Raw genomic sequence first — 13,627 nt, 5'->3', positions numbered from 1 at the left:
GACCCCTCCCCCGTCAGGGGAAGGGTAACGGAGGGTAACGTCGCGAAACGCGAGAATAGCTCTAAAAGCGGGCCTGGAGGGCACGGCGCATGTCATCGTCGCTGTCCTGCACGACGCGGCGGAGAATCGGATCAAGATCTTCGCGGGCCAGCAGCTCGGCGGCGTACCGCCGGGTCTCCGGATCGACCGAGAGCTCCGGGTACGCGTACTTGGCGGTCTTCTCCGCACTCATCCCGCTGCGCACCCGCATCATCGCCGGCATCTCCGCGAAGTACCGGGACACGTACGGCGCGACCAGATCGAGCTGCTCGGAGTGCCAGAAGCCGGACGCGGTCATCTCGACCAGCCGGTTGGAGAGCGTCGTGTCCGCCACGATCGACTGCCAGGCGGCCGCCTTGGCCTCCGCCGACGGCACCGCGGCCCGGCAGCGCGCGGCCCACTGGGCGCCGGTGGCGCTGCGGTCGCGGGCGTACTCCGCGTCGATGCCGTCCAGGTCGGCGGCGCCGAGCACGACCAGCCGGTAGAGGATCAGCCAGCGCAGGTCGTCGTCGATGGCCAGCCCCTCGGGCACGCCCTCGCCGGCCAGCCAGCCGCGCAGCCGGCCGGTCTGGGCGGTGGCGCCGATCAGGCCGCGGGCGGCGGCCAGCTGCCGGGACCCGCCCGGCTCGGAGACGGCCAGCAGCCGGTCGGCGGCCTGCGCCACGAGCTCGAGCGCGGCCGGCCGGGTCTCCCGGGTCGAGTAGCGGTCGACCAGGCTGCGAGTGGCCCGCAGCACGTCCTCGACGATCACCACCTCGGACTCCACCGGCAGCGCGGTCAGCACCAGCGTGACCAGCTCGGCGACCGGCCGTTCGCCGTCGACCACGGCGTCCAGGGTGGCGGCCCAGAGCACGGCCCGGGCCAGCGAGTCGGAGAGCAGCGGCAGGACGGTGGAGACGGCCGCGGTCGAGGCGTCGTCCAGCCGGATCTTCGCGTACGTCAGGTCGCCGTCGTTGAGCAGCACCAGGTCGGCCGCGGGCTCGCCGTCGACGGCCGGGATCAGGGTGCGCGGCTCGGCGTCGACCTCGGCGAGCACGGTCGTCCGGCGATTGACCGAGCCGTCCGGCGCCCGGTCGAACAGCCCGATGCCGATCTTGTGCGGCCGCAGCGTCGGGTAACCCTCGGGCGCGGTCTGCTCGACGGCGGCCGGCGAGAGCGACATCCGGAGCGTGTTGACCTGGGCCCGGCGCAGCCACACGTCGGACCATCCGGCGAGGTCCCGCCCGCTCGACTTGGTCAGCGCCGCGAGCAGGTCGGCGAGCGTGGCATTGCCGTACGCGTGCGCTGCGAAGTGGTCGTTCAACCCGGCCAGGAACGCCTCGTCGCCGACGAACGCGACAAGCTGCTTGAGGGTGGCGGCGCCCTTCGCGTACGAGATGCCGTCGAAGTTGAGAAGCGCCTGGTCGGTGTCGGCGACCTCGATCGGCGCCACCGGGTGGGTGGACGGGTGCTGGTCGGCGCGCAGGCCCCACGCCTTGCGCTGCATCGCGAACGTGGTCCACGCGCCGGTGAACCGGGTGGCCTCGGCCGCGACCCGGGTGCCCAGGTATTCGGCGAACGACTCGTTCAGCCACAGGTCGTCCCACCAGGCCATGGTCACCAGGTCGCCGAACCACATGTGCGCCATCTCGTGCGCGATGACGTTGGCCCGGCTCTCCCGCTGGCTCTCGGTGACCGCCGAGCGGTAGATCATCTCGTCCCGGAAGACCACCAGCCCCGGGTACTCCATGGCGCCGAAGTTGAACTCGGGGGCGAACGCCTGCTGGTAGTGCCCGAAGGGGTACCGGATGTCGAACATCTCGTGGTAGCGGTCCAGGCACTGCTTGGTGATCGTGAAGAGCTCCTCGGCGTCCCGGTCGAGGTCGGCGGCGAGCGCGGCCCGCACGTACAGCGCCAGCGGGATGCCGTCGTGCTCGTCGGTGACCACGTGCAGCGGCCCGGCGAACAGCGAGGCCAGGTAGGTGGAGATCGGCTTGGTCGGGGCGAACCGCCACACGCCGTCGGCCGCGGAGATCAGCTCACCGTTGGCGGCGACCTTCCAGTCGGCCGGCGCGGTGACCGCCACCTGGAACGACGCCTTCATGTCCGGCTGGTCGAAGCAGGGCAGCACCCGGCCGCCGTTGTTGATGAACAGGTGCTGGTAGAGGTAGACGTTCCCGTCGGCCGGGTCGGTGTAGCGATGCAGGCCCTCGCCGTCGTTCGAATACCGCATGGTGGCCGCGACGACCAGCTCGTTCTCCTCGGCGAGCCCGGTCAGCTCCAGCCGCCCGCCGGTGGCCGCCTCGGCCGGCACCCGCGCCCCGTTCAGGGTCATCGACTGGATCCGGACCGGCTCGAACTCGAGGAACGTCGACGCGCCCGGCCGCGCCCCGAACCGCACCACGGTCCGCGCGCCGAACGTCTCCTCCGCCGCGGTGACGTCGAGGTGCACCTCGTAGGAGTGGACGTCGACGATGGCGGCCCGGGCGGTGGCCTCGGAGCGGGTCAGCGGCATGACGACCATCATGCCCGTCCGGCCGGTCCGGCACATGACCGCCTCGCGGTAGCATGGCGTTATGCGCGCCACGAACCTCTGCTGGTGGCTGCCCTGACGGGCGGCTCACCCAGACGCGCATGACCTCATCGCGGCCGCCCCCTCCGGGCGGCCGTTCTCGCATGTAACGGCCGGTTTCCGGCGGGGCGCCACCTACCCCGTACGGAAGGAATCCCGCCATGACCAAGCGACTCACCGGCTTTCAGCCGACCGGCAAGCTGCACCTCGGAAATCTGCTGGGCGCCATGCGCCCGCTGGTCGCCGCGCAGGCGGCCACCGACTCGATCGCGATGATCGCCGACCTGCACGCGCTGACCATGGAGCACGATCCGGCCCAGGTGCGGGCGAACACGCTCGACGTGGCCACCCTGCTGCTGGCGGCCGGCGTCGATCCACACCGCACGCCGATCATCGCGAACTCGCAGGTCCCCGAGCACACCGAGCTGCACTACCTACTGGAGTGCACGGCCGCCTTCGGCGAGGCGGCTCGCATGATCCAGTTCAAGGAGAAGTCGGCGGCGGGCGGGCCGGTGCGGCTGAGCCTGCTCACCTATCCGGTGCTGATGGCCGCCGACATCCTGGTGCACGACGTCGACCAGGTGCCGGTCGGCGAGGATCAGAGCCAGCATCTGGAGCTGGCCCGCACGCTCGCGCTAAGGTTCAACGCACGCTACGGGGAGACCTTCACCGTGCCCGAGGGCATTCGCCCCGACGCGGCCGCACGGATCATGGACCTGGCCGATCCGACCCGGAAGATGAGCAAGAGCGCCCCCACGCCGGCCGGCCGGATCGGTCTGCTCGACCCGCCCGAGACGATCCGCAAGGCGATCTCGCGCGCGGTGACCGACACCGTGGGCATCGTCCGGCACGATCCGGAAAATCAGCCCGGCGTCAGCAACCTGCTCGCCATCCTCAGCGCCTGCACCGACGAGAAGCCGGGCGAGTTCACGTCCTACGGCGCGCTGAAACGCGAGGTCACCGACGCGGTGGTCGAGTTGCTCGCGCCGATCCGGGCGCGGCACGCCGAGCTTTCCGCCGACCCCGGCCACGTCCGCGAGATCTTGGCGGAGGGCAAGGCCCGGGTGCAGCCTGCGGCGCTTGCGACGGTACGCCGTACGAAGGTGGCTATTGGACTCTGTCTTTAGTCCGGCCAAGGGTGGTGGCGGGGTGGTTGGACGGGTGGACTAACGCCGCCAGGCGCTTCTCGAAGCAGACGCTGTACGGGTTGCCGACGTACGGGCCGTAGGCCGGGATCGGCTGGTAGCCCGACGACTGGTAGAGGGCGATCGCCGCGGGCAGATAGTTGCCGGTCTCGAGCCGGATGACCGGCCGGCCCGCGGCCAGCGCCTCCTCCTCGATCGCGACGATCATCTGGCGGGCGATGCCCCGGCCGCGGAAGGCCGGCCGCACATACATCCGCTTGAGTTCGACCGCGCCCGGTTCCATCGCCTGCCAGGCGCCGCACGCGACGGCCCGCTCGTTGACGACCGCCACCAGATACGCAGAGTCATCGTGAGGCATGAACACCTTGGTGTTCATGCCCCCGTCAATCTCCCGGATCTCCCTTTGCTGGGCCGTGACCAGGGCACCGAGTTCCGGGTCCAGGCCGGGGCGGGATTCGATCAGCACGACGGTGACTCTAAGCGAGCACCCTTGCCGGATGGTTGCGTCAAGCTGGACAACGTCCTATTCGCCGGTGTCGTCCTCATCGTCGGACTCGGTGACGAGCACCGGCCGTTGGGCGTTCGCCAGGGTGGTGACCGTGCCGTCCGGAGCCATGTGCAGCAGCTCGTCGTCGGAGCGGACCCGGCGTGCCTTGCGGGCGGCGAGCCGCTGCGACGCACTGGCCCGGTGGGTGTCCTCCTCCAGGCGGGAGTCGGTGCCGCGCGGCCCGGTGACGTACTCGCCGGCGTTGGGCTGCCAGTCGAACTCCATCACGCCGATCCGCACCGGATCGCCGGCCTTCGCGCCCTTCTTGCCGAGCTCGGCCTCGACGCCGAGCCGGTCGAGACGGTCGGACAGGTAGCCCACGGCCTCGTCGTTGTCGAAGTTGGTCTGCTTGATCCAGCGCTCGACCTTGCTGCCGCGCACCACGAAGACGCCCTCTTCGTCCTGCTCGACGGTGAAGCCGCTCTCGTCGACCGCGCGCGGGCGGACGACGGCCCGGGTCGGCTCCGGCTCCGGGGTGGCGAGCCGGTGCTCGGCGACCGTGGCGGCGAGGGCGAACATCAGCTCCTTGAGCCCCTCGCGGGTGATCGCGCTGACCTCGAACACCTGGAAGCCACGGGCCTCCAGGTCGGGGCGGACCATCTCGGCCAGGTCCCGGCCGTCCGGGATGTCGATCTTGTTGAGCACCACGAGTCGCGGCCGGTCCTCGAGGCCGCCGTACGCGGACAGCTCGGCCTCGATCGCGTCGAGGTCGGCCAGCGGGTCGCGGTCGATCTCCGGCGTGGCCGCGTCGAGCACGTGCACCAGCACCGAGGTGCGCTCGATGTGCCGCAGGAACTGCATGCCGAGGCCCTTGCCGGTGGCCGCACCCGGGATCAACCCGGGCACGTCGGCCACGGTGAACGTCTGGTCGCCGGCCTGCACCACGCCCAGGTTGGGCACCAGGGTGGTGAACGGGTAGTCGGCGATCTTGGGCTTGGCCGCGGAGATCACCGAGATGAGCGACGACTTGCCGGCCGACGGGAAGCCGACCAGCCCCACGTCCGCCACGCTCTTCAGCTCGAGCACCACGTCGAGGTGCTCGCCGGGCTCGCCGAGCTCGGCGAAACCGGGCACCTTGCGCCGGGTGTTGGCCAGCGAGGCGTTGCCCCGGCCACCACGGCCGCCGCGGGCCACCTCGAAGGTGGCGCCCTCGCCGACCAGGTCGGCCAGCACTTCGCCGTCCTCGCTGTGCACGACGGTGCCGGCCGGCACCTGCACGACCAGGTCCTTGCCGTTGGCGCCGTCCCGGTTGGCACCCGCGCCGCTGGTGCCGGTGGGCGCCTTGATGTGCGGGTGGAAGTGGAAGTCGAGCAGCGTGTGCTGCTGCGGGTCGACGACGAGCGTGATGCTGCCGCCGTGCCCGCCGTTGCCACCGTCGGGCCCACCGAGTGGCTTGAACTTCTCCCGGCGTACCGAGACGCAGCCGTGCCCGCCGTCACCCGCCTGCAGGTGCAGCACGACCCGATCGACGAACGTGGTCACTTGCTCAACTCCTAAAACAAAAACAGCGGGCCGCGAACCCCGGAGGGTCCGTGGCCCGCTGCTGCAAGAATTACTGGGAGACCGGAACGATGCTGACGGTCTTGCGACCACGGCTGGTGCCGAAGAGCACGTTGCCGCTGGCCAGCGCGAACAGCGTGTCGTCGCCGCCACGGCCGACGAGCTCGCCCGGGTGGAACTTCGTGCCGCGCTGACGGATCAGGATCTCGCCCGCGTTGACCAGCTGGCCACCGAACCGCTTGACGCCGAGCCGCTGAGCGGCGGAGTCACGGCCGTTGCGCGAGCTGGACGCACCCTTTTTGTGAGCCATGAGTGATCCGCCCCTTACTTCCCGCTCTTGATGCCGGTGACCTTGATCTTGGTCAGAGGCTGACGATGCCCCTGGCGCTTGTGGTAGCCGGTCTTGTTCTTGAACTTGTGGATCCGGATCTTCGGACCCTTGGTGTGCTCGGCGATCTCGCCGGACACCGTAACGTTGGCAAGCTTGGCCGCGTCGGTCACCAGGTTGTCACCGTCGACGAGGAGGACTGCGGCGAGCGTGAGCGCATCGCCGGGCACGCCCGCGAGCTTCTCGACCTCGATCACGTCGCCCTCGGCAACCTTGTACTGCTTGCCGCCGGTCTTGACGATCGCGTACATCGGACGCGGACTCCCTGAGACTTACGCAGCGATGAGACCGCTGCTTGGCGGATGGTGCTTCCCGGCCAGGATCGCGCGGGGAAAGGCGCATGAAAAGCGCCGTCGGCAAGCGTACTTCATCAGCCACGCCGAACCCAAACCGGGGACCTCAGCTCTTACCGCAGGCCTTGTCCAGGGTAGCCGTGATCTCCGACATCTTGTCCGCGTTGATTTTGGTGACGTCGCCCTTCAACGCCTTGACCTGCTTGCTCATCTGGGTGAGCGCGCTCTTGAGCGCCTTGTCGTCGGCCAGCTTCGCCATGCCGGCGAGCGCGCCCGAGTAGCTCGACACATCCTGGTCGATCTTCTCCTGGGCCCGGCTCTTGGCCGCCGCATCCTTACCGGCGGCATCGATCTGCAGCTTGAGGTCGGCGATGAAGGTCTCGCCGAAGCTCGTGCTGGTGCGGGTGGCCTGGTCGCAGATCGCCTTGGTGTTGCCGGAGAGGGCCTTGTCGCCGGCCGCCGCCGCGGACGGGTCGACCGGTGCCGGCGCGGCCGCGGAACCGCCGGGGGCCGACGTGACGCCGCCGGCGGTGGCCGCGGTGTCATCGCCGCCGGAGCAACCGGCAGCCAGGAAGGGCAGAACTATCAGGAATGCGAGGCGTCGCATCGGGGTCGGTCTCCTCGGGGGAAAGAGGAACCGCCTTCAGTCCGCTCAAGGGCGGCGGTGGGGCGGTTGGAAGGGCGATCCCCGCGAGGTTAGCGGACTTCGACGACGGTGGGCAGTTCAGTAGTTAGGTTTCTTTACCGAACTGCCCACCGTCGTTCCGAAATCAGGGGCGAGTACGCCGCCGGGCGCCACCGCGCCGCGACCGCCGGCGGCCCGCACCCGCGCCCACCGGCTCGTCGTCCTCTTCCTCGTCGTCCTCGTCGGCCGCATCCGGGTCGTCCGACCCGGTCAGCCGCAACGGCTCCTCGTCGGACGCCGCCTCGGCCGGAGCCGCCGGCACGTCCGAGTCGTAGCGGGACAGGTCGTAGCCGCTGATGTCGTAGTCGTCGCCCGGCTCGGCCTTGCTGACCGCGCTGGGAGCGGCCGACACGATGCCGGAGCCGACGATCGGCGGCAGGTCGGCCGCGATCGCGACCGGGCTCTCCCGGATCGGCTGGACCACGACCGGCTGGACCACGACCGGCTCGACCACGACCACGGTCTCCAGCGGAGCGATCTGCTCCCCCTCGACCACGGCAGCCGCCGCTTCGGCCGCGGCCGCCTCGATCGAGGCCGCCTCGGCACCGCCACGCCGCCGGCGGGACCGGCCCGAGGCCGGCTGCTGCTGCGGTTGCTGCTGCTGCGGTGCGGCCGGCTGCTCGATCCGCGGCGCCGCGGCAACCGCCTTGACCTGGGTGCCGCCGCCGTTGCCGCTGCCACCGTTGCTGCGCTTCTCCGGCACCGGCTCGGTGTGGATCAGCACGCCCCGGCCCTTGCAGTGGTCACAGGTCTCGCTGAACGCCTCGAGCAGGCCGGACCCGATCCGCTTGCGGGTCATCTGCACCAGGCCGAGCGAGGTGATCTCGGTGACCTGGTGCTTGGTGCGGTCCCGGCCCAGGCACTCGGTGAGTCGCCGCAGCACCAGGTCGCGGTTGCTCTCCAGCACCATGTCGATGAAGTCGATGACCACGATGCCGCCGAGGTCGCGCAGCCGCAGCTGCCGGACGATCTCCTCGGCCGCCTCGAGGTTGTTCCGGGTGACCGTCTCCTCGAGGTTGCCGCCGGCACCGGTGTACTTACCGGTGTTGACGTCCACCACCGTCATCGCCTCGGTGCGGTCGATCACCAGGTGGCCGCCCGAGGGCAGGAACACCTTGCGGTCGAGACCCTTGAGGATCTGCTCGTCGATCCGCTTGTCGGCGAAGACGTCGGCGACCCCGGTGTAGCGGTGCAGACGCTCGAGAAGGTCCGGCGACACCGAGTTGAGGTATTCCTCGACCTCGCCGTACGCCTGGTCGCCCTGCACCACGAGCTCGCGGAAGTCCTCGTTGAAGAGGTCCCGGACCACCCGGATGACCAGGTCGGGCTCCTCGGAGAGAGCGACCGGCGCGTGGCCCTCGGCGGACCGGCGCTGGATGTCCTCCCACTGGGCCTGCAGACGCTTCACGTCGCGGGCCAGCTCGTCCTCGCTGGCACCCTCGGCCGCGGTCCGCACGATGACCCCGGCGCCGTCCGGCACCAGCTTCTTCAGCACGTCCCGGAGCCGCTTGCGCTCGTTGTCCGGCAGCTTGCGGCTGATCCCGGACGCGTTGCCGTTCGGCACGTAGACCAGGTGCCGGCCGGAGAGCGCGATGTGGCTGGACAGCCGGGCGCCCTTGTGCCCGATCGGGTCCTTGGTGACCTGCACCAGCACCGAGTCGCCGGACTTGAGCGCCTGCTCGATCGAGCGGGCCCGGCCTTCCAGACCGGTGGCGTCCCAGTTGACCTCGCCGGCGTAGAGCACGGCGTTACGGCCGCGACCGACGTCGACGAACGCCGCCTCCATGCTCGGCAGCACGTTCTGCACCTTGCCGAGGTAGACGTTGCCGACCATGGTGCCGGAGGTGGCCCGGGCCACGTAGTGCTCGACCAGGATGCCGTCTTCCAGCACGGCGATCTGGGTCCGGTCCGACTTCTGCCGGACGACCATGACCCGGTCGACCGCTTCCCGGCGGGCCAGGAACTCCGACTCGCTCAGGATCGGCGGGCGGGTCCGGCGCTGCTCGCGGCCGTCCCGGCGGCGCTGGCGCTTGGCCTCGAGCCGGGTCGAGCCGGAGACGCCCTGCACCTCGTCGCTGCGGCGCGGCTCGCGCACCCGCACGACGGTGTGCACGCCGTCCTCGATGCCCCCGGTGTCGCCGTCGCCGCTGGAACCCTTGCGGCGCCGGCGGCGGCGACGGCGGGTGACGCCGTCCCCCTCGTCGGGCTCGTCCTCGCCGTCCTCGGCTTCGTCCTCGGCCGTCGCGTCGACCGGCTCCTCGCCCTCGGCGAACTCCTCGCCGTCCTCGGCCGGGCCCTTGCCGCGACCACGGCCGCGGCGGCCACGCCGGCGACGGCGGCGGCTCGCGGACAGCTCGTCCTCGGAGTCGTCGTCGTCCTCGACGTCGTCGGCGCTCTCGTCCGTCTCGTCGACAATCGGCTCGGCGACCTCGGCCACGGCCACGGCCTCGATCGGCTCGGCGTCCTCGGCGGCGCCTCCGCGACGGCGGCGACGGCTGCGGCGGGTGGTCTCGGCCGGTTCCTCGACGGGCAGCTCGGCGACCTCGGCCACGGCCTCGGCGACCTCCGGCTCGACGGCCACGACCGGCACGACAGGTGCGGCACGCCGGGTGCGGCGAGCGGCGGCCGGGGCCACCACCGGCTCCTCGGTGGCCTCCGGCGGCATGAAGAGTACGGCGGGGGGCAGCGGCGCCCGGCGCGTACGGCGCTTGGGCTGCTCCTCCTCGACGAAGTCGTCGTCCAGCGGCAGCACGCCGATGATCGGCTCGGCCACGACGGCCGGCTCCTCCTCGACTGCTTCCTCTTCGACGACCGGTTCCTCGACGACCGGCTCGACGAGATCGTCCACCGGCAGTGCCACGACGGACACCACCTCGACCGGCTCGGGTGCGGCGGCGGGCGCCGCGACCTTCTTCCGGCGGGCACGGGTCGCCTTCACCGGCACCTCGGCCGGCGGAGCTTCCCCGTCCTCGGGGGCCTCGGCGGCCGGCTGGGCCACCGATTGGGCCGCCGGTGCGGCGACCTTACGACGGCTGCGGGTGGCCTTCACCGGGACCGGTGCGGCCTCGGGTGCGTCCTCCGACGCGGGAACCTCTGATGCCGGGACCTCGGCCGCTGGGGCGGCTGCCTTGCGGCGTGTGGTCCTGGTTCGGCGCACAGGGGTGGTTGTAGGGCTATCGGCGGTATCGGCGGGCGGCGTGACCGCTCCGACCAATTCACCGCCCGTTGGCTCGTTTTCGAGCATGGGCGCTCTCCAGTTCTGGCAGCCCCGGGCGCGTGTGAGCGCTGCCACGCAGGGTCGCCGCAAGTATTTCGGTCCCGGCCGTTGGTCGGACGGGCGGCCGAAGTCTGCCGACAGGCGCCCGCTGTTTTTGCAGCCGACGCCCTCCGATGGCGCCCGTCTATCCCGGGTGGGCTGCCAGTCGATCCGCTTCCAACGGATCGGCGATCTCCCCCTGCGCGGTGAGCGTGCCCTGGGCCAGCCGGGTCACCCGTGAGGGCACCGGCGGCTCCAGACCAGCTACGACACGCAGGCCGGAAAGAACGTCATCGGGCCGCACGGCGGGTGTTACCAGTCGTACGACAAGGTCGATTATCGCACACGGTGCGCCGTCCGCCCCGGAAGGTAGGTCGGACTGCTCGGTCACAGCGATGTGAGTCACCGCGGAACGGGCGTCGAACGAGCGCCGGCCCTGCTTGGTCATGCGCTCGACCAGCACTTCCTCGGCATCGACGAAGCTCTTGACGGCGGCCTCGGCCACCGCCGGGTCGACCCCGGTCAGCTCGATCCGCCACCGGGAGGCGTCGATCCGGTCGGCGAGGCTGCCCTCGCCGGCCACCACCGTCTCGAGCACGTCGAGGCCGGGCGACAGGGCGGCGTCCAGCGCGAGCCGCAACTGCTCCGGGTCGACCTCGGCCTGCAGCCCGATCTCCAGGTACTCGGCCTCACTGCCGACGCCGGTGGGCGCCGCACTCGCGTACGAAATCTTGGGGTGTGGGTGGAAGCCCTGGGAGAACGCGACCGGTGCGGCGGCCCGGCGCAGTGCCCGCTCGAAGGCACGGGCGAAGTCCCGGTGTGACGTAAAGCGCAGCGGGCCACGCTTGGCGTACCGGATACGGATGCGCTGCACGACCGGGGCCTGGCCGCCGACCGGCTGGTTCTTGGGGGGAATCGTGTTCTCCTAGGCCGGGATCCGCAGGTTGTTCACCGGGGTCAGGGGCAGCAGTTTCTTACCGGTCGGGCCGATCTGGATCTCGGTGTCCATCGACGGGCAGACACCGCAGTCGAAGCACGGGGTCCAGCGGCAGTCGTCCTGCTCGTACTCGCTGACCGAGTCCTGCCAGTCCTGCCAGAGCCAGTCCTTGTCGAGGCCGGAGTCGAGGTGGTCCCAGGGGAGCACCTCGGCCTGCTCGCGCTCGCGGGTGGTGAACCAGTCGAGATCGACACCGAAGGCGGGGAGCACCTCGGCGGCCGCCTCGACCCAGCGGGCGTACGAAAAATGTTCGCTCCAGCCGTCGAAACGTCCGCCTTTTTCCCAGACGCGCCGGATCACTGCCCCGACGCGGCGATCGCCCCGGGAAAGCAGGCCTTCGATCAGCGACGGCTCGCCGTCGTGGTAGCGGTAGCCGATCGCCCGGCCCAGCGACCGGTCGCTGTTGATCTCCTGCTTGAGCATCTTGAGCCGAGCGTCGATCACCTCGGGGCGCTCCATCTTCGCCCACTGGAACGGGGTGTGCGGCTTGGGCACGAACCCGCCGATCGACACCGTGCAGCGGATGTCCTTGGTGCCGGCGGCCACCCGGCCCGCCTTGATCACCTCGTGCGCCATCCGGGCGATCTGCAGCACGTCGTCGTCGGTCTCGGTGGGCAGGCCGCACATGAAGTACAGCTTGACCTGCCGCCAGCCGCTCGAGTACGCGGTGACGACCGTCCGGATCAGGTCCTCCTCGGTCACCATCTTGTTGATGACCTTGCGGATCCGCTCGGAGCCGCCCTCGGGCGCGAAGGTCAGGCCGGTACGGCGCCCGTTCTTCGACAGCTCCTGGGCCAGGTCGATGTTGAACGCGTCCACCCGGGTCGACGGCAGCGACAGCGAGACGTTGGTGCCCGCGTACTGCTCGGCGAGGCCGGAGCACATGTCGCCGATCTCGGAGTGGTCGGCCGACGACAGGGACAGCAGGCCCACCTCGTTGAAGCCGGAGAACTCCAGCCCCTCCCGCACCATCTGGCCCACCGTGGTGATCGACCGCTCCCGGACCGGGCGGGTGATCATGCCGGCCTGGCAGAAGCGGCAACCCCGGGTGCAGCCGCGGAAGATCTCCACCGCATAGCGCTCGTGGACCGTCTCGGCCAGCGGGACCAGCGGCTTCTTCGGGTACGGCCAGGCGTCGAGGTCCATCGTCGTGCGCTTGGCGACCCGGAACGGCACGTCCGGGCGGTTCGGCACGACCCGCTGGATGCGGCCGTCGGGCAGGTAGTCGACGTCGTAGAAGCGCGGCACATAGATGCTCTCGGTGCGCGCCAGGCGCAGCAGGATCTCGTCCCGGCCGCCGGGGCAGCCCTCGGCCTTCCACTCCCGGATGATGCCGGTGATCTCGAGGACGGCCTCCTCGCCGTCGCCGAGCACGGCCGCGTCGATGAAGTCGGCGATCGGCTCCGGGTTGAAGCTCGCGTGCCCGCCGGCCAGCACGATCGGGTCGTCCACCGTGCGGTCCTTGCTCTCCGGCGGGATGCCGGCCAGATCGAGCGCGGTGAACATGTTGGTGTAGCCGAGCTCGGTCGCGAACGACAGGCCGAGCACGTCGAACGCGCGCACCGGGCGGTGCGCGTCGACGGTGAACTGCGGGACGCCGTGCTCGCGCATCAGCGCCTCGAGGTCGGGCCAGACCGCATAGGTGCGCTCGGCCAGCACATCCGGCTGTTCGTTGAGCACTTCGTAGAGGATCTGGACGCCCTGATTGGGCAGGCCCACCTCGTACGCGTCGGGGTACATCAACGCCCAGCGGACGGTGGTGGCGTCCCAATCCTTGACGACGGCGCCGAGCTCGCCGCCCACGTATTGGATCGGCTTGCTGACGCGGGGCAGCAGCTGTTCGAGCTGTGGGAAGACGGAGCTTGCACTCATGGAAGTCCAGGGTACTTGGACCCTATTTCAAGTCGGCCGCCGCCCGCTCCAGGTCGGTGGTCAGGATGTCCTCCCGGAAGGCGCACAGCTGGAGAGTCATCCGCGCGGCACCCCGCTCGCCCACCACCAGCCGGGTCCGGGTGCCGTGCACGAGGAGGTCGCCGACCAGCGCGTCGAGCAGCCGCACCCCGGCGCTGTCCAGGAAAGACACCGTGGTGAGGTCGATCAGCACCTTGCCGGCCTCGTTGACCCGGTTCACTATCGCGCGCCCGATGTCGCCCGCGTTGGCCAGGTCGATCTCCCCGGTCAGCCGGACCAGAGCCGCGTCACCGAAATTGGAGAAAGTCACCCATT

The 13,627-nt window shown here is 70.5% G+C and carries 11 protein-coding genes; 1 reads left to right on the top strand and 10 read right to left on the bottom strand.

Going from position 1 to position 13,627, the window contains the following annotated elements:
- Positions 1-61: 61 nt before the first annotated feature.
- The gene (gene pepN, locus Adu01nite_RS36765; RefSeq protein ID WP_203733920.1) at positions 62-2,533 is read right to left on the bottom strand and encodes an aminopeptidase N; all 2,472 of its coding nucleotides are present in this window, start codon (positions 2,531-2,533) and stop codon (positions 62-64) included.
- Between the two features lie 218 nt (positions 2,534-2,751).
- On the opposite strand from pepN, the gene trpS reads away from it, so the two are divergent.
- On the top strand, positions 2,752-3,717 hold the full coding sequence (trpS, locus tag Adu01nite_RS36760; RefSeq protein ID WP_203733919.1) for a tryptophan--tRNA ligase: 966 nt from the start codon (positions 2,752-2,754) through the stop codon (positions 3,715-3,717).
- On the opposite strand, the gene Adu01nite_RS36755 is transcribed toward trpS, so the two are convergent.
- From Adu01nite_RS36755 to Adu01nite_RS36715, 9 genes are all read right to left on the bottom strand, one after another.
- A complete protein-coding gene (locus Adu01nite_RS36755) occupies positions 3,698-4,201 on the bottom strand; it encodes a GNAT family N-acetyltransferase (RefSeq protein ID WP_203733918.1) in 504 nt (167 codons plus the stop codon). The genes trpS and Adu01nite_RS36755 overlap by 20 nt on opposite strands.
- Positions 4,202-4,258: 57 nt before the next feature.
- Positions 4,259-5,764 (bottom strand): GTPase ObgE, encoded by a 1,506-nt coding sequence (obgE, locus tag Adu01nite_RS36750; RefSeq protein ID WP_203733917.1) that lies wholly within the window; start codon positions 5,762-5,764, stop codon positions 4,259-4,261.
- Positions 5,765-5,834: 70 nt separating this feature from the next.
- Positions 5,835-6,092 carry a 50S ribosomal protein L27 gene (gene rpmA / locus Adu01nite_RS36745; protein WP_203733916.1) on the bottom strand — a complete coding sequence of 86 codons (258 nt, stop codon included), beginning with the start codon at positions 6,090-6,092 and terminating at the stop codon, positions 5,835-5,837.
- A 14-nt stretch (positions 6,093-6,106) separates the two neighbouring features.
- Entirely contained in the window at positions 6,107-6,421 is a 315-nt protein-coding gene (gene rplU / locus Adu01nite_RS36740; protein ID WP_203733915.1) for a 50S ribosomal protein L21, read from the bottom strand.
- Positions 6,422-6,569: 148 nt separating this feature from the next.
- Entirely contained in the window at positions 6,570-7,070 is a 501-nt protein-coding gene (locus tag Adu01nite_RS36735; RefSeq protein ID WP_203733914.1) for a hypothetical protein, read from the bottom strand.
- 163 nt (positions 7,071-7,233) lie between these two features.
- Positions 7,234-10,392: an Rne/Rng family ribonuclease gene (locus Adu01nite_RS36730; RefSeq protein ID WP_203733913.1), complete on the bottom strand. Its 3,159-nt coding sequence runs from the start codon at positions 10,390-10,392 to the stop codon at positions 7,234-7,236.
- A gap of 157 nt (positions 10,393-10,549) precedes the next feature.
- Entirely contained in the window at positions 10,550-11,278 is a 729-nt protein-coding gene (locus Adu01nite_RS36725) for a TIGR03936 family radical SAM-associated protein (RefSeq protein ID WP_203733912.1), read from the bottom strand.
- 51 nt (positions 11,279-11,329) lie between these two features.
- Positions 11,330-13,273 (bottom strand): TIGR03960 family B12-binding radical SAM protein, encoded by a 1,944-nt coding sequence (locus Adu01nite_RS36720; protein WP_203733911.1) that lies wholly within the window; start codon positions 13,271-13,273, stop codon positions 11,330-11,332.
- A 22-nt stretch (positions 13,274-13,295) separates the two neighbouring features.
- Positions 13,296-13,622: an STAS domain-containing protein gene (locus tag Adu01nite_RS36715; RefSeq protein WP_239132978.1), complete on the bottom strand. Its 327-nt coding sequence runs from the start codon at positions 13,620-13,622 to the stop codon at positions 13,296-13,298.
- Positions 13,623-13,627 lie beyond the last annotated feature (5 nt).

It is taken from the genome of Paractinoplanes durhamensis (assembly GCF_016862175.1).
In the GTDB taxonomy this organism is placed as follows: domain Bacteria; phylum Actinomycetota; class Actinomycetes; order Mycobacteriales; family Micromonosporaceae; genus Actinoplanes; species Actinoplanes durhamensis.
This window is presented reverse-complemented; position numbering and strand designations above follow the sequence as displayed.

Bases quoted from the DNA above. Each gene is read 5' to 3' on its own strand.
- pepN (WP_203733920.1), bottom strand. From the start codon at position 2,533: ATGCCGCTGACCCGCTCCGAGGCCACCGCCCGGGCCGCCATCGTCGAC.
- trpS (WP_203733919.1), top strand. From the start codon at position 2,752: ATGACCAAGCGACTCACCGGCTTTCAGCCGACCGGCAAGCTGCACCTC.
- rpmA (WP_203733916.1), bottom strand. From the start codon at position 6,092: ATGGCTCACAAAAAGGGTGCGTCCAGCTCGCGCAACGGCCGTGACTCC.
- rplU (WP_203733915.1), bottom strand. From the start codon at position 6,421: ATGTACGCGATCGTCAAGACCGGCGGCAAGCAGTACAAGGTTGCCGAG.
- Adu01nite_RS36735 (WP_203733914.1), bottom strand. From the start codon at position 7,070: ATGCGACGCCTCGCATTCCTGATAGTTCTGCCCTTCCTGGCTGCCGGT.
- Adu01nite_RS36730 (WP_203733913.1), bottom strand. From the start codon at position 10,392: ATGCTCGAAAACGAGCCAACGGGCGGTGAATTGGTCGGAGCGGTCACG.
- Adu01nite_RS36720 (WP_203733911.1), bottom strand. From the start codon at position 13,273: ATGAGTGCAAGCTCCGTCTTCCCACAGCTCGAACAGCTGCTGCCCCGC.